This window comes from Pantoea sp. EA-12, from assembly GCF_030053355.1.
Taxonomy (GTDB): domain Bacteria; phylum Pseudomonadota; class Gammaproteobacteria; order Enterobacterales; family Enterobacteriaceae; genus Pantoea; species Pantoea vagans_C.
The window spans coordinates 96878-114461 of sequence record NZ_JASGBY010000009.1 but is presented as its reverse complement, the minus strand read 5'-3'; the positions used below and the strand labels follow the sequence as shown (position 1 = coordinate 114461).

Genomic DNA, 17584 nt, shown 5'->3' with positions numbered 1-17584 from the left:
GAGCCTTGGCGCGCCCGTTGGCAAGGGATGTGCTTACTCGGGTACGATCTGCGTCACGCTGTAATGGCCCGTACCTGCTGGCACCAGCTTCTGATGCAGCCAAGGCAGCAGCTCTTCCATCTGCGCTTTCAGCTTCCACGGCGGGTTAATCACGATCATGCCGGAGGCAGTCATGCCGCGCTGATCGCTATCTGGGCGTACCGCCAGTTCAATCTGCAGAATGTTGCGGATGTTGCTGGCTTCCAGGTCTTTGATCATGTGTTTGATCTGCTGGCGCAGCACCACCGGATACCACAGCGCATACACCCCGGTGGCAAAACGCTTGTAGCCTTCCTGAATCCCTTTCACTACATCCTGATAATCACTTTTCAGCTCATACGGTGGGTCGATCAAAATCAAACCACGACGGCTCAGCGGCGGGAGTTTGGCCTTCAACTGTTGATAGCCGTCACCACGTGCCACCCGTGCACGGCTGTCTTTGCTGAATTCGTTGCGCAGCAGCGGGTAATCGCTGGAGTGCAGTTCGGTCAGTTCCAGCTTGTCGTCTTCACGCAGCAGATGGCGTGCGATCAGCGGCGAGCCAGGATAGTAGCGCAAGGTGCCATGTGGGTTGAGGTTGCGCACCGCCGACAGATAGGGCTTCAGCAGCTCAGGCGTGTCCGGCTGCTGCCAGATGCGCGCAATACCTTCCAGATATTCACCGGTACGCTCGGCGTGCTCTCCGCTCAACTGGTAACGGCCGGCACCGGCATGCGTATCCAGATACAGGAACGGTTTTTCCTTCTCCATCAACGCGGTGAGGATCAGGCTTTCAACGGTATGTTTGAGCACGTCGGCGTGGTTGCCGGCATGAAAACTGTGGCGATAACTGAGCATAAAAAAGAGAGGTCCGCGGTTGGATCAAAAGGAGTAAAAAACATCGTGTGTGGCGCGATTATAGCCGTGCTGCGTAAAAATTGCTGACGTTTTGGCGCTCGCGCTTTTTTCTTCGTCGGTCCATCCTTAGTGGCATTGATTTTCAGGCTCTCTGACCGCATGTTAGAAAGATTGCGTCGCGCGAATCTCGCGCCCGAACACTACGATGAAAGGACTGCGCTTATGACCAATCCGTTACTCACCCCTTTTTCGCTCCCGCCGTTTTCCGCCATCAAACCTGAGCACGTGGTTCCCGCTGTCACTGAAGCGCTGAACAACTGCCGTGCCGAAGTGGAACGCGTGGTGGCGCAGGGTGCGCCTTACACTTGGGATAATTTAGTGCAGCCACTGGCTGAAGTGGATGACCGTCTGGGCCGTATTTTCTCCCCGGTCAGTCACCTGAATTCGGTTAAAAACAGCCCGGAACTGCGTGAAGCCTACGAGCAGACGCTGCCGCTGCTGTCAGAATACAGCACTTGGGTAGGCCAGCATGAAGGCCTGTATCAGGCTTACCGTGATTTAAAACAGGGCGACAGCTATGCCGCGCTGGATATCGCACAGAAGAAAGCCGTCGATAACGCGCTGCGTGATTTCGAGCTGTCTGGTATCGGCCTCGATAAAGAGAAGCAGAAGCGCTATGGCGAAATCGCGGCGCGTCTGTCTGAACTGGGTTCGACCTACAGCAACAACGTGCTCGACGCCACCATGGGCTGGAACAAGCTGATCACCGATGAAGCGGATCTGGCGGGAATGCCAGAGAGTGCGCTGGCGGCGGCAAAAGCGCAGGCCGAAGCTAAAGAGCAAGAAGGCTGGCTGCTGACGCTGGATATCCCGAGCTATCTGCCGGTGATGACCTACTGTGATAACGCTGCCCTGCGCGAAGAGATGTACCGTGCGTACTCGACGCGTGCGTCTGAGCAGGGGCCAAATGCCGGTAAGTGGGATAACGGCCCGGTGATGGCGGAAGAGCTGGCACTGCGTCACGAACTGGCACAACTGCTGGGCTTCGACTCCTTCGCGGATAAATCCCTTGCCACCAAAATGGCGGAAAACCCGGCGCAGGTCATCGACTTCCTGACCGATCTTGCCAAGCGTGCGCGTCCTCAGGGCGAGAAAGAGTTGGCACAGCTGCGTGCCTTCGCCAAAAAAGAGTTCGGCGTTGATGAGATGAACCCGTGGGATCTCACCTACTACGGCGAGAAACAGAAGCAGCATCTTTACACCATCAGCGATGAGCAGCTGCGCCCTTATTTCCCAGAAGAGCGTGCGGTCAGCGGCTTGTTCGAAGTGGTCAAACGCATTTACGGCATTACCACGAAAGAGCGCAAAGACGTCGATGTTTACCATCCGGACGTGCGCTTCTTCGATCTGTTTGATGAAAGCGGTGAGCTGCGTGGCAGTTTCTACCTCGATCTCTACGCGCGTGAGCACAAACGTGGCGGCGCCTGGATGGATGATTGTGTCGGCCAGATGCGTAAAGCCGATGGCAGCCTGCAGAAGCCAGTGGCGTACCTCACCTGTAACTTCAATCGTCCGGTGCAGGGCAAGCCTGCGTTGTTCACCCATGACGAAGTGACTACGCTGTTCCACGAATTTGGTCACGGTCTGCACCACATGCTGACCCGCATCGAAGCGCCTGGCGTATCGGGCATCAGCGGTGTGCCATGGGATGCGGTCGAACTGCCGAGCCAGTTTATGGAAAACTGGTGCTGGGAGCCGGACGCGCTGGCGTTTATCTCCGGCCATTACGAAACCGGTGAGCCGCTGCCAAAAGATCTGTTGGACAAGATGCTGGCAGCGAAGAACTATCAGGCGGCGCTGTTTATCCTGCGTCAACTGGAGTTCGGCTTGTTCGATTTCCGTCTGCATACGGAATTCAATCCAGAAAAAGGTGCGCAAATCCTCGAAACGCTGCGTGAAGTGAAGAAGCAGGTTGCCGTGGTGCCAAGCCCAGAGTGGGGCCGTTTCCCACACGCCTTCAGCCACGTCTTCGCGGGCGGTTACGCTGCGGGTTACTACAGCTATCTGTGGGCGGATGTGCTGGCGGCGGATGCTTACTCCCGCTTCGAAGAAGAGGGCATCTTCAACCGTCAAACCGGTCAGTCGTTCCTCGATAACATCCTGACGCGCGGCGGTTCAGAAGAGCCAATGGAGCTGTTCAAACGCTTCCGTGGCCGTGAACCGCAACTGGATGCGATGCTGGAACACTACGGAATTCAGGGATAAACCTGCTTGTGAATATCGGTTTAATCGATGAAACAGGCGCCGGAGACGGCGCCTTATTACATCTGGCGCAGCGCTGGGGTTTGCAGCATGACGATCAGTCCGTGATGGCGCTGGTGCTGACATCGGAACATCTTGAGCTGCGCAAACGGGATGAGCCGAAACTGGGCGGCATTTTTGTGGACTTCGTTTCTGGCGCCATGGCGCACCGCCGTAAGTTTGGTGGTGGTCGGGGTGAAGCGGTAGCGAAAGCGGTGGGCATCAAAGGCGGTTATTTGCCGGATGTGGTTGACGCAACGGCGGGGCTGGGGCGTGATGCCTTTGTGCTGGCGGCGTTGGGTTGCCGCGTACGCATGCTGGAGCGCCATCCGGTGGTCGCCGCGTTGCTGGATGATGGTTTACGCCGGGGATATGAAGATGCTGAGATTGGCGGCTGGCTGCGTGAACGGCTGACGTTGCTGCATGTGGTGAGCCAACAGGCGTTGAGTGATATCACACCCGCGCCGGATGTGGTGTATCTCGACCCGATGTATCCGCATCGTCAGAAGAGCGCGCTGGTGAAGAAAGAGATGCGCGTGTTTCAGTCGCTGGTGGGGCCGGATGAAGACGCTGATGCGTTGCTGGAACCGGCGCGACGCCTGGCAAAAAAACGCATCGTGGTAAAGCGCCCGGATTACGCACCGCCATTAGCGGGTGTGGAAACTCAATCTGCAGTGGTCACCAAAAGCCATCGGTTTGATATTTATCCGCCATTGGTTTAATGCTTTCCTGTTAAAAGGTCGGCATAAATGCCGACCTTACCGATGCCATGGTGCGTTGTTTGGGCAGCATTTATGCCGACCAAACAGACGGTTGCGGCTTATTCGTCGTCTGCATCACGCAGAGGCACAATCAACATATCAATGTGCACGGTGTTGATCAGCTGACGTGCTGAAGACATCAGCTTGCTCCAGAAATCCTGATGGTGGCCACACACCACCAAATCCACATCATACTTTTTAATCGCATCCACCAGCACCTGGCCAAGATCGCCGCTGCCGCTCAGGGTTTCACTGATCGGATAACCGGCGTTGGTTGACAGCTCTTTCAGTGCGGTGTGGGTCTCTTCGGAAATGCGCTTCTGCATGTCACCCAGGTTGACGTCAATCAGCCCGGTGTAGAGGTCTGAATAGTTCACATCGACGTGAATGAGAGAGATTTTAGCGTCGTAGGGGCGGGCCAGCGAAACGGCTTTATCAACCAGCAACTGGCTTTCCGGGGAAAGGTCTACTGCAATCAGGATGTGTTTATAAGCCATGATAAAACTCCTTTCTCAAGATTCTGGGGGCAACCCGAAGTTTGCCTTCACGGCGGGCGTTGTCCTTTGCGCACAATGGCGATGAAGCGCCGCCAGCCACAATTTATGCCTACAGGCGTATGTTGTTATGTTTTGAGTATAGCCAGAGTTGTTAACAAATGCTGCAATCTGCGGCTCGCTTGTGAGGAAGATCAAGCGCTATCGCGATTTTCACTCGCGATGAACGAAAATCATCGCTGGAAAAAAATTGAACAGATCTCCTACACTGAAAATGAGTGCCACCGCCGTCTGGGTTACGCGCTCGGGCTCGCATAACAACAATGCAATTCGATTCATCTGTGGCTGGTTTATTTCCCGTGGGGCGTCTACAGCATTTCCCCGCTGCATTCGACGTCATTGCGGCTCCAGCTGGGAGGGGAACATGATCAGCACTATCGCGCTTTTTTGGGCTCTGTGTGTGGTTTGTCTGGTGAATATGGCGCGCTACTTCTCTTCTTTGCGCTCGCTATTGGCTGTGCTGCGCGGTTGTGATCCGCTGCTGTATCAATATGTGGATGGGGCGGGGTTCTTCACGTCTCATGGCCAGCCAAGTAAGCAGGTGCGGCTGGTGCGTTATATCTGGGATAAGCGCTATCGCGATCATCACGACGACGAATTTATTCGCCGCTGCGAGCGCGTGCGTGGGCAGTTTGTGCTGACCAGTGGGCTGTGTTTTCTGGTGGTGGTGAGCCTGATAGCCATGGCGATCTGGCAATAAAAAAAGGGCGACATTGCTGTCGCCCCTCTGTTCTCTACGGAAGGCTTAAATAATCTTAAGGGCAATCCAGTAGAGCGAACCTGACAGCACAATACACACCGGCAGAGTGAACACCCATGCCATGGCGATATTTTTGATGGTGCGGCTTTGTAAGCCACCGCCATCAACCAGCATGGTGCCGGCAACCGATGACGACAGAATGTGCGTGGTCGACACCGGCATACCCGTGTAACTGGCGATACCAATGGAGACCGCTGCGGTCACCTGTGCCGACATGCCCTGCGCATAGGTCATGCCTTTCTTACCGATTTTTTCACCGATAGTGGTCGCCACACGACGCCAGCCAATCATGGTTCCGATGCCCAGCGCTAACGCTACAGCCATGATGATCCAGACCGGTGCGTACTCCACGGTGCCCAGCAGATCGCTCTTCAGCTTGTTGAGGAAGCGCTTATCATCAGCACTGGTCTCCGGCAGCTTCGCAGCGCGGTCAGCGGTATCCGATACGCACATCAGCAAACGACGCATCTGGCTACGCTGATCAACGGTCAGTTGATCGTAGCTGTTCAGATTAGCCAGCAAGCCTTGTGCGCGGTCGATAGCCTGAAGGGCACGACTGCTGTCGCAATGGAACTCATGCGGACCGCCCACTGACTCTTCCGGCGTCGGCACCACAGGAGGCGCCATCTGCACGATGTGCGTCAGTGAATCACCATGCTGCTGATAGTACTGCTGCAGATGATTAACGGCATCACGTGTGCGGGTGATGTCGTATCCGGAGGCATTCATGTTCACCACGAAACCGGCCGGTGCTACGCCAATCAGCACTAACATAATCAGGCCAATGCCTTTCTGACCATCGTTAGCACCGTGCGAGTAGCTCACGCCGATCGCCGAGACAATCAACGCAATACGTGTCCAGAACGGTGGCTTCTTCTTGCCATCGATCTTTTCACGGTCTGCAGGGGTCATGTGGATGCGCGAACGTTTCGTGGTGCCGCTCCAGTAGCGACGCAGCAAGAAAATCAGCGAACCCGCAATCACCAGACCGACAATCGGTGACAGAATCAGAGAAAGGAAAATATTGATCACTTTCGGCAGGTTGAGCGCGTCAACCACCGAGGTGCCGGTCATCAGGGCATTGGTGAGACCAATACCGATAATGGCGCCAATCAATGTATGCGAACTGGAGGCCGGTAAACCCAGATACCAGGTACCGAGGTTCCAGATAATGGCTGCCAGCAGCATGGAGAACACCATGGCAAGGCCATGTGCGGAACCGACGTTCAGTAGCAGATCCGTAGGCAGCATATGCACGATGGCATAGGCCACACTCAAACCGCCCAGCAAAACGCCTAAGAAGTTGAAAACACCAGCCATCACAACCGCCAACTGCGCCCGCATCGCACGGGTATAAATGACAGTAGCGACTGCGTTAGCCGTGTCGTGGAAACCGTTGATTGCTTCATAGAACAATACGAACAGCAGAGCAATAACCAAAAACAGGCCGGTGCTTAGGTCAAGACCAGCAAACAGATGCAGCATAAACGTTACGCCATTTTGGAGGACATGAACGCGGCGCATTATCTGCGACAACACGCATGATGTGAAAGGAAAATATAGTCCCTTTTTGTCTTAATTTTGTCATTAATGCAGTGAGGTAGGGCAAAAAGGCTGAAAAATAAGGCAGTTACATTATGACACATTTGCGGCATTTTTTTGACGCTGGCGCGAATTGCCGCAGATCTCTACAATCAGCGCCTTTCAATCAGGTGGGTTAAGAGCTGTGGACAAGTTTGACGTTATCATTATTGGTGCAGGCGCAGCCGGCATGTTCTGCGCAGCGCAGGCAGGACAGTTAGGTCGTCGCGTGCTGCTGCTGGATAACGGCAAAAAGGCCGGGCGTAAAATCCTGATGTCGGGCGGTGGTCGTTGTAATTTCACCAATATGTACACCGAACCGGCGGCGTATCTTTCGCACAACCCGCATTTCAGCAAATCGGCGTTGGCACGTTATACCCAGTGGGATTTTATCGATCTGGTGAACCGCCATGGCATTGCCTATCACGAGAAAACCCTCGGCCAGCTGTTCTGCGATGATTCGGCCCAGCAGATTGTCGATCTGCTGTTAAAAGAGTGTGAAGCCGGACAGGTGACGTTGCGTTTGCGCAGTGAAGTGCTGAGCGTGGCACGCGACGAGCAGGGTTACACGCTGCAACTCAACGGCTCAGAGGTTCAGGCAGAAAAACTGGTGATCGCCAGCGGTGGATTATCGATGCCGGGGCTGGGTGCCACGCCGTTTGGCTATAAAGTCGCCGAACAGTTTGGCCTGAAAGTCTTCCCGACGCGCGCCGCGCTGGTGCCTTTTACGTTGCATAAGCCGTTGCTGGATCAGCTAAACACGCTGTCGGGCGTGGCATTGCCGACTACCATCACGGCGCAAGACGGCACGCTGTTTAAAGAAGCGATGCTGTTTACCCATCGCGGTTTGTCAGGCCCGGCGGTGTTACAAATTTCCAGTTTCTGGCAACCTGGGGAATTCGTCACCATCAACCTGTCACCGGAAACCTCGCTGGAGGATTTCATCAACGTGCAGCGCGAGGCGCATCCCAATCTCAGCCTGAAAAACAGCCTGGCGAAAATCTTGCCGAAGCGGCTGGTGGAAGTGTTGCAGGAGCTTAAGCAGATCCCGGATGTCACCTTGAAGCAGCTGAATAGCAAACAGCAGGGTGAACTGGTGAATACGCTGCATCAATGGCGCGTGCAGCCCAACGGCACCGAAGGGTATCGCACCGCGGAAGTAACTCTGGGCGGTGTGGATACCACCCAGCTTTCATCAAAAACCATGGAAGCGCGCGACGTGCCCGGACTCTACTTTATCGGCGAAGTGGTGGATGTCACCGGTTGGCTGGGCGGGTATAACTTCCAGTGGGCATGGAGTTCGGCCTGGGCGTGCGCGCAGGCGCTGTAAATATCCGTTTCCATGGCCGCACACGCCAACATGACTTCGCTATTGTGCCGCTTTTCCCGCCAACGTCGAGGCGGGTGCCAGCGTGCTGGGCTGATCCTGTAACAGCACACGTCCCAACAGGCTATCTCTGTTCACCACACCGTATTTCAGATGCGTGGCGATATATTTGCGGTCAAAGCTGGTGAGTTTATACACCGGCGGCAAAATCTCCGGCAACGCATCCACCATCAGCATGCGACTCAGTTTTACCGGCCGCCAGCCGCTCAGGGTTTGATACAGCAACGCACCGGCTTCCGCCTTGCGTAGATAGAAGTTGTACTGATTCTCTTCGCGCAGTGCCTGTTGCTGCGCGATATAGACTACCAGGTAATCTGGCGTTTTAATGCCTTGCAGAATGGTGTCGTAGTTGGGCAGCGCCAGCAGTTGCTGGAAAAATGCGGCAGAACCTAATTCAACGATGGGGCGGAAACAGTCCAGCCAGCGGCCAATAAAGGCATTGTTTTTCGGTGCCGCCAGGAACCAGGATTCAATCACCGGATAATCGCGGTCGCGAATCGACTCCTCGCGATAAAAGGCGATCAGGTCATATTGTTGATCCGCATTGACCGCCAGCAGTTCATCCAGCGTGCGATTGAGAATGATGGTGGCATCCATCCAGATACCCCCATAGCGGTGCAGTAACTCCAGGCGAACCACATCACTTTTATGCGATGCGCGCATATCCGGGTGAACGAACTTCAGGTCCGGCAAATACTCGTGCATGTTGAGGTTGTTAATCACCGTCAGCGCATAGCCGGGGTTTTCACGTGCTATTTTATCAACAAAGATTTGTACTTCAGCGGGCAGCTTTTCACTTTCCCAGTACATCCAAATTTGACGCGGAATCGGCGCAGGGGAATTGGCACGGGCCTGAAAATGGATATCCTGCTCGGCGATCCTGTTGTAGTCGGGCAGGCGCTTACGGGTTGTCAGTTTTTTTTCCGCCAGCAAAGCCAACGAGACCAGATGTAATTTGAGTTTGTTGTCGAACATGGTGATTCCTGTAGCCAGGTCGCCCGCTATCCCAGTTTTTGCCCAAATATGGACCTAAACTGGCCCTGAAACAGCTGGCGCAATGAGCCGATAATGGCCCGAAAAGTGGCTTAAAATTAACAAACAGCGCCGAACTGCTCAATAAATAAACCCGAAAAACCCAACTTTAAGAGAATACGCAGAGGGTGCAGAAATCCGTGCCTTGCAAAGCAAGCGTTTAGCCTCTGTTAACCGGAGAATCTGTTAAGATCGCCGCGATTCTTTTTAAGTTGGCCAATCTCGATATGTTAAAACTCAAATTTTTGCTGCCTGCGGTTATCGTCATCAGTGCCTTGGTCTGGTGGCTGATGCCGCACTACAGTGATGAAGACAAAGGCTATTACATCGCCATGTTTTGTACGCTGACGCACGATGGGCGCGACAACTCAACCCAGGCGATGCAGCAGATCATCGAAGGCAGCAATTCCGATTACGCGCTGCAGAAAATTCATTTTCAGCCAGGTCTTGCAGACCATCTGCAAACCGTGTGGCAGGATTTAACGCCTGAACAGCAGCAACAAGCGCGGCAGGAGAGTCTCTCCTGCCGACGCGTTATGTCTGAGAAATTACTGCCGGGTAAAGTGGTCCAGTAATCATTTTACTGGCATGGCTAATACTGCATCGGTGGTTTTGATTTCAGCGAAGACATCGGCAACGCCTGCCAGTGCGCTCTGCTGCAGTACTTTATGGTCGACGACTTTGTTATCCCAGGTAGCCAGATCGCGCGTGGCGGTGGCATCTTCTGGAATAATCACTGAGTAACCCAGTGGCACTGCATCTCGTGCAGTGGACGAGACGCACATATGCGTCATCAGGCCGGTCACAATAATTTGTTTAATGCCCAGCGCATCCAACTGCTGTTGCAAGTCGGTGCCGACAAACGAGCTTGGCGTGGCTTTGCTAATCACGCGGTCATTTTTACCCGGCTGCAAATCTTTGTGGAATTCGGCGAAGCGGCTGCCTTTGGCGAACAGTGGGCCATCCGCCGCGCCGAGATGCTGCACGAAGAACACCGGCATGCCGTTTTTATGGGCAAATTCAACGATACGCTTACTGTTCTTCAGTGCTTGCATGCCATCGGGAATGGGCATCTTACCGCCGGGGAAATACTCGTTTTGAATATCGATAACGATAACGGCGGTTTGCTTAGCGGTGAGTTGCGTAGTGGCGGTGGCCCCGCTCATGGTGCGAATGGTCGGTGCGTTTTCTGCCGTACGCTCTTCTGCGATGGCACAGCCTGAAATTGCCATCGCTAATGCCAGGGTGCTTGAAGCAAAGAAGTTTTTCATAGTTTGTAATCCTGGGGGTTAAGAGGAAATCAGGGTGACTTCCGATGCCCAGCAGTATGGCGATTCCATCCAGAGTGAAGGAGTACATGGCATGACAAATAGCGTTCACTTTGCGCCAAAAGTGGCTCGCGCAGATGCGCCGATTAAAGTGGGTGTTGTGGTGTTCGACGACATCATCCCGTTCCATCTTTCCGTACCCTGCGCGGTATTTGAGAGGGCGGAACGCGAGGATGGCAGCGCGTGCTACCAGTTGATGATCTGCGCGACCCATGCAGGGCCGCTTAAAACCAACAGCGGGTTTTCAATTATCGCTGAGCATGATCTGGCTCAGTTGGCTGAGGCCGATGTGGTGGTGGTGCCAAGCTGGAGTGATCCGGCAGTCGCTCCACCGCCAGCGTTATTGCAGGCGCTACAGCAGGCTGCGCAGCGTGGTGCGCAGATGGTGGGGTTATGTCTCGGCGCTTTTGTACTGGGCGCTGCCGGGCTGCTGCATCAACAGCGTGCCACCACCCACTGGCGCTGGATGGCCGATTTCGAGCGGCTTTATCCGGATGTTGAGATTGATCGTGATGTGCTCTACATCGACCAGGGGCAGATTGTGACCTCGGCGGGAACGGCGGCGAGTATCGATTGCTGCCTGCATCTGGTACGAGAGCAGTGCGGGGTGGATGTGGCGAACAGCGTAGCGCGCATGCTGGTGGTGCCGCCGCATCGGCAGGGCGGCCAGGCGCAATACATCGAGCAGCCGGTATATCACTCATCGGGCAACGACCGCTTTATGTCAGCGTTGAGCTGGGCAACAGAAAACTTGCAGCAGGCACTTACCCTGGAGCAACTGGCGGACAAGGCGTTGATGAGCCGCCGCAGTTTCACCCGGCGTTTTACCCAAACCACGGGTGGCTGCTTCAGCGAATGGCTGGTGAATCAACGGCTGGCACTGGCGCAGCGATTTTTAGAAAAAACCGATCAACCAGTGGAATTGATTGCGGAAAAAGCCGGATTCTCTTCACCATTAATGTTACGAAGACATTTTAAAAAACATCTGAATACCTCGCCGCTGCTTTACCGAAAAACGTTTCGCGGACGAATGTGAGCCCTGTGTCGTTAATCAGCATTCAATTTATTGAAGTGTTTAAATGACAAAGCAACGAACTTCAATTAAGACCGGAATATTTTTTGATGTAAATGATTCACATTGCAATGAGCGAGCGGGTGACGTATCACCCGTCTTAATGTCACGCATGCTTATTTGATAAATTAAAAAGTTGTAGAGATGGATAAGGGAAATAATCCCTCAAGTTATTAACGCATTACACAATCTATGCGTGCGGGAAATTTCCCATTTCGGGTTACCGGTACGCGCATTTCTTTCACCGTTTCAGTGCTATCAAATTCTTGCTTTCGGCAAATGGCACAGGGATCGGTACTGTCCTGGAAAGACTGCTGGACGTCAGCGCTGAGCTGACGCTTGCGGCAGGCGAGCGGGGTGCATCCCATCATCTGCTTAAACGAGCGCGTGAATGATTGCTGACTTTCAAAATGGTATTTAACCGCCAGGCTGATGATGGGTGCGTTGCTGTATTTCAGCTCGCTAACACAACAAACCAGTTTCTTTTTACGGATGTAATGCGCCAGCGTTTCATGATGATAACGGGCAAATAACTTCTGCAAATACCATTTTGAATAACCAGACTTCAGGGCGATATCATCAATACTTAGACGCTGATCAAGGTTTTCCATAATCCATTTGGTCACCGAGTCAATAACCCCTTCGTTGTATTTCTTCTGCATCATTGTGATCCTCCATTAACTCGGCACAGTGTAAAATAATTAATCTTTCCAATCATCCGATTAACGTAAAGTTTTATCAGGAATTGACTGTTTTATTATTTGTCATCAAGACTGGTCTTGGTTTTCGTGAAAATAAACAATTTCTTGTTGTATCGATGTTGGTTATTTACGCTAATTACTGCCGTTATTATTAACTCAAATTTTTCATCGCTTTGCCGGGCTTAACAGTGAAAGCCTCAACCGAGGCAGGCACACCTCATCAATACGCGATGGCGAATAACGTGCCAAACTGATGGTTTTTTCACTGTCCAGGAGAGGCATGCATGGCTTTTCATTTCTCAGTAAAACAGTCACTTGCTGCAACGTTGATGTCTATATCGTTACTGCAAGCGGCCCCGGCGTTTGCCGCCACAGTGTATGGCGAGCAGCTGGAAGGTTTTTCCTACCCGCATCCGCTGCAGCATTTTAATTTTTCCTCTCAACAGCAGTCGCTCAGCATGGGTTATATGGATGTAAAACCCACGCAGCAGGCCAATGGGCAAACGGTGGTATTGCTGCATGGCAAAAATTTCTGCGGCGCAACGTGGGACGACACCATTAATGCACTGAGCCAAAAGGGCTATCGCGTCATCGCACCGGATCAGATTGGCTTCTGCACCTCAACCAAACCCGCTAACTATCAATACAGCTTCCAGCAACTGGCGCTGAATACGCATCAGCTGTTGCAGCAGTTGGGTATCGAGAAAGCGATTATCGTCGGACACTCAACCGGCGGCATGCTGGCCACGCGCTATGCGCTGATGTACCCGCAGCAGACGCAGAAGCTGGTGCTGGTCAATCCGATTGGGCTGGAGGACTGGAAAGCGAAAGGTGCGCCGTGGCGCTCGGTGGATCAGTGGTATCAACGTGAGCTTAAGCTGAATGCGGCGGGCATTAAAAAGTACGAGCAGAATACCTATTACAGTGGTCAGTGGAAGCCGGAGTATGACAAATGGGTAGATATGCTGGCAGGGTTAAACAGCGGGCCTGGTCACAAGAAGGTGGCGTGGAACTCGGCGCTGATTTACGACATGATTTTTACCCAACCGGTCTATTACGAATTTAAAGACCTGAAAGTACCGACCACCTTAATGATCGGCACGGCGGATACCACGGCGATTGGCAGCGACATCGCACCACCTGCCATTAAGGCGCAGTTGGGACACTACAACGTGTTGGGTAAGCAAGTGGCGCAGATGATTCCTGGCGCGCGTTTAATCGAGTTCCCGGGTTTGGGACACGCGCCACAAATGGAAGAGCCGCAGAAATTTAATCAGACGTTAATAAGCGATTTAGCGCGGTAATTGAAGGCGCGGGCGGCCTGTGTAGGCCGCATCTTACAGGCCGAACGTAGGGGCGTGCCTTGGCACGCCCGGGATGTTATCGCGCCTGCTGCTTTTTGCCGTTCTTGGCGGCGTACATGCGCGCATCGCTGCTTTCCAGCAACTGTTCCAGCGATTGCGGCTGCTCCGGGTCAAATTCCACGATGCCGGACGAGAAGTGCAGCGCATAGCGACGTTCCAGATCGCTGGTTTGCTGTTGCAGGAAGCGATCAAAACGCGCCAGTACGCCCTCCGCATCGTCCTGTTGCAAGCCGTTGAACAGCACCACAAACTCGTCTCCGCCTAAGCGGGCAAAGATATCGGCATGGCGGAAGCTGACCTTCATCGCATCGGCAAAGTCCATCAGGGCGCGATCGCCTTCACGGTGGCCCAGCGTATCGTTGATGGCTTTAAAGCGATCGAGATCGAGGAAGGTCAAGCTGGCTGGCAGCTGCTTCACCTGGCACTCATTCAGCGCCAACTGGCCGAGTGTCATAAACCCACGGCGGTTGGTGATTTGCGTCAGCTCATCCGAGGTGGCGGTCTGGAATGCCACCAGTTCCGCTTCGGCCATCGCCGCGAGATCACGCAGCGTATGCACATCGTCAGCATTAAATTCGCGTGCATGGTGGTCAACGATGCACAGTGTGCCGACCTTCGCACCCGCGGGCGTGCGCAGCGGACAACCCGCGTAGAAACGGACCGGGTTATCGGCGGTATTCACTAAGGGATTATCGTGGAAGCGCTCATCTTCGAGGGCGTTCTCCACTACCATGATATCGTCCTGCAAGATGGCGTGGCCGCAGAACGAGGTATTTCGAGGGGCGGTGGTGCCGCTGGACCCGGCAATGGATTTGAACCATTGATGGTCCTCTTCCAGCAGGCTGACAAGCGCCACCGGCACGCCAAACAAACGACGGGCAAGGCGGGTTAATCGGTCAAAACGCTCTTCTGCAGGCGTGTGCAGAATGTTGAGCGCACGTAACTGGGTCAGACGATGTGACTCGTCCGCAGGCAGTGCAGGTGCTTTCATCGCGTGACTCTTTCTTTTGAATTATTCGGGTACAACATCACTGGTGTTTTACTGCCACGAGGGCATAAAGCGCTTAGCAACAGCTGCGATGTCCGTTGCTAAGCGTAACGATTATCAGAGCACTTTTTGCTCGGCAAGATCAAGGGCGAAATAGCTGAAAATCAGGTCTGCACCGGCCCGTTTAATCGCGCCAAGGCTTTCCAGAACCACATTACGTTCGTCGATAGCACCGGCTTGGGCTGCGAATTTGATCATCGCGTATTCACCGCTCACCTGGTACGCAGCCAGCGGCAGAGTAGTGCGCTCGCGGATATCGCGCAGAATATCCAGGTAGGCACCTGCCGGTTTTACCATCAGTGAATCGGCCCCTTCGGCTTCATCGATCAGTGACTCGCGAATCGCCTCACGGCGGTTCATCGGATTCATCTGATAAGTTTTACGATCGCCTTTCAACGCCGTTCCGGCTGCCTCACGGAACGGGCCGTAGAACGAGGAAGCGAATTTGGTGGAGTAAGACATGATGGCGGTATCAGTGAAACCGGCGGCGTCCAGCGCCTGACGGATGGCTTTGACCTGACCATCCATTGCCGCAGAAGGCGCAATGAAATCGGCACCGGCTTGTGCAGCGACAACGGCCTGTTTGCCGAGGTTGATCAGCGTCTGGTCGTTATCAACGCCGTGATCGCACAGCACGCCGCAATGGCCGTGGCTGGTGTATTCGCAGAAGCAGGTGTCAGACATCACGATCATTTCTGGCACGGTGTCTTTGCAGATGCGTGACATACGCGCCACCAGGCCGTTTTCATTCCACGCATCGCTGCCGGTGGCGTCGGTGTGATGGGAAATACCAAACGTCATCACTGAACGGATACCCGCTTTGGCAATGCGTTCAATTTCATACGCCAGACGTTTTTCTGGAATACGCATCACGCCCGGCATCGCATTGATCGGTACGTAATCATCCACGCCTTCTTCCACGAAGATCGGCAGGGCCAGATCGCTTAGACGGAGGTGGGATTCCTGGAACATTTCACGCATCGACGCGCTTTTACGCAGTCTTCTTGGGCGCTGGATCAGATTGAATTCAGACATGCTTAAACAACTTATGCTGGTGAAAAAAGTGACGACAGTTTACCCCTTTTAGCCAGCGGGGATGAAGGATTGTGTGCTGCGTGGGGAAGAACGGAGGCAGGATTGAAGGGGCGCGCCTTGGCGCGCCCTCTACAAAAGATGTGAGAAGATTACTCGTTGATGTCCGGATGCTGCTGCACCAGGTTTTTGCGTTTCGCCTCTAGCTTGGCGATCTCTTCATCAATATCTTCAATTTTCTGCTCAATATTGTCGTGATGTTCCTGCAGGATCTCACGCGCTTCTTCAATATCTGAAGCCGCAGGTGTGGCACCGCGCAGAGGCTTGTTGGCGGTCTCTTTCATGTAGACGCCGGTGATCAAACCAATCACCGCCACCACCATCAGGTAGTAAGCCGGCATGTAAAGATTATTGCTTGTCTCGACCAGCCACGCGGCAAAGGTCGGCGTCAAACCGGCAATCAGTACCGAGATATTAAAGGCGCTGGCCAACGCACTGTAGCGGATATGTGTCGGGAACATCGCAGGCAGAGAAGAAGCCATCACGCCGGTAAAGGCATTCAGGATCACCGCCAGCAGCAACAGGCCGGCAAAAATCAGGCCGAGCACGCCGCTGTTGATCAACATAAAGGCCGGAATCGAGAAGGCAAACAACGCGATACTACCAATGATGATGAACGGACGGCGACCGAAGCGGTCACTCAGCATGCCCATCACCGGCTGCACAAACAGCATCCCCATCATAATCGCGATGATGATCAGTACACCGTGATCTTCCGAGTAGTGCAGGTTATGCGACAGGTAGCTCGGCATGTAGGTCAGCAGCATGTAGTAGGTCACGTTGGTGGCAATCACCAGACCGATACAAGCCAGCAGACTTTTCCAGTGTTTGGTGGCGATCTCTTTAAACGAAACTTTCGGACCGTCGCGCAGACCCTCACGGTCGCCTTGCTCCAGCTTATCAACGTGCTGTTGGAACGCTGGGGTCTCTTCCAGCGCATGACGCAGATAAAGACCAATAATACCTAATGGCAGAGCAAGGAAGAACGGCAAACGCCAGCCCCACTCGAGGAACTTCGCTTCACCAATCACGGTGGAGATCAGCACCACCACACCCGCACCCAGCACGAAGCCGGCGATCGAACCGAAGTCGAGCCAGCTGCCCATAAAGCCACGTTTGCGGTCTGGTGAGTATTCCGCCACAAAGATCGAAGCACCGGTATATTCACCGCCCACCGAGAAGCCCTGCGCCATTTTCGCCAGCAGCAGCAAAATAGGAGCCCAAATACCAATGGTGGCGTAAGAGGGGATTAAGCCGATACAGAAGGTACTGATCGACATAATGACAATAGTGATAGAAAGGATTTTTTGGCGTCCGTACTTATCACCGAGCATGCCGAAGAACAGGCCACCAAGCGGACGAATCAGGAAGGGAACGGAGAATGTACCCAGTGCAGCAATCATCTGCACACTTGGCGAAGCATCAGGGAAGAACACCTTACCCAACGCATAAGCCACAAAGCCATATACACCAAAATCAAACCACTCCATCGCGTTACCCAGAGACGCGGCGGTAATGGCTTTACGTAAACGGGCGTCATCGATAATCGTGACATCATCCAGCCCAATCGGTTTTACACGCTTCCTACGTAGTTTCATGAGGTTACCCTGTATTGAAATTCACAAAATCCTCAACGCTGCGGACTAGCATTTAGCGATAGTCCGCGGCGTTGAGAAAATTAAAGCATAGCCGCGAAATAGCATTTTTCCCTGGCCAGCCATAGCAAT

At 53.7% G+C, this 17584-nt stretch carries 16 protein-coding genes; 7 read left to right on the top strand and 9 right to left on the bottom strand.

Annotated elements, in window-relative coordinates:
* Positions 1-33: 33 nt before the first annotated feature.
* A complete protein-coding gene (locus QMZ30_RS15235; RefSeq protein WP_283228015.1) occupies positions 34-876 on the bottom strand; it encodes a 23S rRNA (adenine(2030)-N(6))-methyltransferase RlmJ in 843 nt (280 codons plus the stop codon).
* A 222-nt stretch (positions 877-1098) separates the two neighbouring features.
* Here QMZ30_RS15235 and prlC point away from each other — a divergent pair, with 222 nt between their 5' ends.
* On the top strand, positions 1099-3141 hold the full coding sequence (gene prlC, locus QMZ30_RS15230; protein ID WP_283228014.1) for an oligopeptidase A: 2043 nt from the start codon (positions 1099-1101) through the stop codon (positions 3139-3141).
* Positions 3142-3149: 8 nt separating this feature from the next.
* The gene (rsmJ, locus tag QMZ30_RS15225; protein ID WP_039328385.1) at positions 3150-3899 is read left to right on the top strand and encodes a 16S rRNA (guanine(1516)-N(2))-methyltransferase RsmJ; all 750 of its coding nucleotides are present in this window, start codon (positions 3150-3152) and stop codon (positions 3897-3899) included.
* 98 nt (positions 3900-3997) lie between these two features.
* Here the strand turns inward: rsmJ and uspA are convergent, their stop codons facing one another.
* Positions 3998-4435 carry a universal stress protein UspA gene (gene uspA / locus QMZ30_RS15220; protein ID WP_039328387.1) on the bottom strand — a complete coding sequence of 146 codons (438 nt, stop codon included), beginning with the start codon at positions 4433-4435 and terminating at the stop codon, positions 3998-4000.
* 421 nt (positions 4436-4856) lie between these two features.
* On the opposite strand from uspA, the gene uspB reads away from it, so the two are divergent.
* Positions 4857-5192 (top strand): universal stress protein UspB, encoded by a 336-nt coding sequence (uspB, locus tag QMZ30_RS15215; protein WP_039328388.1) that lies wholly within the window; start codon positions 4857-4859, stop codon positions 5190-5192.
* A gap of 45 nt (positions 5193-5237) precedes the next feature.
* Here the strand turns inward: uspB and pitA are convergent, their stop codons facing one another.
* On the bottom strand, positions 5238-6737 hold the full coding sequence (gene pitA, locus QMZ30_RS15210) for an inorganic phosphate transporter PitA (protein ID WP_283228013.1): 1500 nt from the start codon (positions 6735-6737) through the stop codon (positions 5238-5240).
* A gap of 208 nt (positions 6738-6945) precedes the next feature.
* On the opposite strand from pitA, the gene QMZ30_RS15205 reads away from it, so the two are divergent.
* On the top strand, positions 6946-8163 hold the full coding sequence (locus QMZ30_RS15205) for a BaiN/RdsA family NAD(P)/FAD-dependent oxidoreductase (protein WP_283228074.1): 1218 nt from the start codon (positions 6946-6948) through the stop codon (positions 8161-8163).
* 39 nt (positions 8164-8202) lie between these two features.
* Here QMZ30_RS15205 and QMZ30_RS15200 read toward each other — a convergent pair whose 3' ends face one another.
* Positions 8203-9195 carry a glycosyltransferase family 32 protein gene (locus QMZ30_RS15200; protein ID WP_283228012.1) on the bottom strand — a complete coding sequence of 331 codons (993 nt, stop codon included), beginning with the start codon at positions 9193-9195 and terminating at the stop codon, positions 8203-8205.
* Between the two features lie 284 nt (positions 9196-9479).
* On the opposite strand from QMZ30_RS15200, the gene QMZ30_RS15195 reads away from it, so the two are divergent.
* A complete protein-coding gene (locus QMZ30_RS15195) occupies positions 9480-9827 on the top strand; it encodes a hypothetical protein (RefSeq protein WP_283228011.1) in 348 nt (115 codons plus the stop codon).
* Here the strand turns inward: QMZ30_RS15195 and QMZ30_RS15190 are convergent, their stop codons facing one another.
* Positions 9828-10523, bottom strand: a complete 696-nt coding sequence (locus tag QMZ30_RS15190) for a cysteine hydrolase family protein (RefSeq protein WP_283228010.1) — start codon at positions 10521-10523, stop codon at positions 9828-9830. It lies immediately after the preceding gene.
* Positions 10524-10614: 91 nt separating this feature from the next.
* On the opposite strand from QMZ30_RS15190, the gene QMZ30_RS15185 reads away from it, so the two are divergent.
* Entirely contained in the window at positions 10615-11616 is a 1002-nt protein-coding gene (locus QMZ30_RS15185; RefSeq protein ID WP_283228009.1) for a GlxA family transcriptional regulator, read from the top strand.
* A gap of 209 nt (positions 11617-11825) precedes the next feature.
* On the opposite strand, the gene QMZ30_RS15180 is transcribed toward QMZ30_RS15185, so the two are convergent.
* A complete protein-coding gene (locus QMZ30_RS15180; protein WP_283228008.1) occupies positions 11826-12317 on the bottom strand; it encodes a helix-turn-helix domain-containing protein in 492 nt (163 codons plus the stop codon).
* 320 nt (positions 12318-12637) lie between these two features.
* Here QMZ30_RS15180 and QMZ30_RS15175 point away from each other — a divergent pair, with 320 nt between their 5' ends.
* Positions 12638-13657 carry an alpha/beta fold hydrolase gene (locus tag QMZ30_RS15175; protein ID WP_283228007.1) on the top strand — a complete coding sequence of 340 codons (1020 nt, stop codon included), beginning with the start codon at positions 12638-12640 and terminating at the stop codon, positions 13655-13657.
* 76 nt (positions 13658-13733) lie between these two features.
* Here the strand turns inward: QMZ30_RS15175 and QMZ30_RS15170 are convergent, their stop codons facing one another.
* The 3 genes from QMZ30_RS15170 to proP all read right to left on the bottom strand — a co-directional run bounded on the left by QMZ30_RS15170 (position 13734) and on the right by proP (position 17455).
* Positions 13734-14708 carry a GGDEF domain-containing protein gene (locus QMZ30_RS15170; protein ID WP_283228006.1) on the bottom strand — a complete coding sequence of 325 codons (975 nt, stop codon included), beginning with the start codon at positions 14706-14708 and terminating at the stop codon, positions 13734-13736.
* A 114-nt stretch (positions 14709-14822) separates the two neighbouring features.
* Positions 14823-15800 carry a porphobilinogen synthase gene (hemB, locus tag QMZ30_RS15165; RefSeq protein ID WP_283228005.1) on the bottom strand — a complete coding sequence of 326 codons (978 nt, stop codon included), beginning with the start codon at positions 15798-15800 and terminating at the stop codon, positions 14823-14825.
* 149 nt (positions 15801-15949) lie between these two features.
* The gene (gene proP / locus QMZ30_RS15160) at positions 15950-17455 is read right to left on the bottom strand and encodes a glycine betaine/L-proline transporter ProP (protein WP_039328400.1); all 1506 of its coding nucleotides are present in this window, start codon (positions 17453-17455) and stop codon (positions 15950-15952) included.
* Between the last annotated feature and the right edge of the window lie 129 nt (positions 17456-17584).

Bases quoted from the DNA above. Each gene is read 5' to 3' on its own strand.
- prlC (WP_283228014.1), top strand. From the start codon at position 1,099: ATGACCAATCCGTTACTCACCCCTTTTTCGCTCCCGCCGTTTTCCGCC.
- QMZ30_RS15185 (WP_283228009.1), top strand. From the start codon at position 10,615: ATGACAAATAGCGTTCACTTTGCGCCAAAAGTGGCTCGCGCAGATGCG.
- proP (WP_039328400.1), bottom strand. From the start codon at position 17,455: ATGAAACTACGTAGGAAGCGTGTAAAACCGATTGGGCTGGATGATGTC.
- uspB (WP_039328388.1), top strand. From the start codon at position 4,857: ATGATCAGCACTATCGCGCTTTTTTGGGCTCTGTGTGTGGTTTGTCTG.
- pitA (WP_283228013.1), bottom strand. From the start codon at position 6,737: ATGCTGCATCTGTTTGCTGGTCTTGACCTAAGCACCGGCCTGTTTTTG.
- QMZ30_RS15175 (WP_283228007.1), top strand. From the start codon at position 12,638: ATGGCTTTTCATTTCTCAGTAAAACAGTCACTTGCTGCAACGTTGATG.
- QMZ30_RS15235 (WP_283228015.1), bottom strand. From the start codon at position 876: ATGCTCAGTTATCGCCACAGTTTTCATGCCGGCAACCACGCCGACGTG.
- hemB (WP_283228005.1), bottom strand. From the start codon at position 15,800: ATGTCTGAATTCAATCTGATCCAGCGCCCAAGAAGACTGCGTAAAAGC.
- QMZ30_RS15200 (WP_283228012.1), bottom strand. From the start codon at position 9,195: ATGTTCGACAACAAACTCAAATTACATCTGGTCTCGTTGGCTTTGCTG.
- uspA (WP_039328387.1), bottom strand. From the start codon at position 4,435: ATGGCTTATAAACACATCCTGATTGCAGTAGACCTTTCCCCGGAAAGC.
- QMZ30_RS15195 (WP_283228011.1), top strand. From the start codon at position 9,480: ATGTTAAAACTCAAATTTTTGCTGCCTGCGGTTATCGTCATCAGTGCC.
- QMZ30_RS15180 (WP_283228008.1), bottom strand. From the start codon at position 12,317: ATGATGCAGAAGAAATACAACGAAGGGGTTATTGACTCGGTGACCAAA.
- QMZ30_RS15190 (WP_283228010.1), bottom strand. From the start codon at position 10,523: ATGAAAAACTTCTTTGCTTCAAGCACCCTGGCATTAGCGATGGCAATT.
- QMZ30_RS15170 (WP_283228006.1), bottom strand. From the start codon at position 14,708: ATGAAAGCACCTGCACTGCCTGCGGACGAGTCACATCGTCTGACCCAG.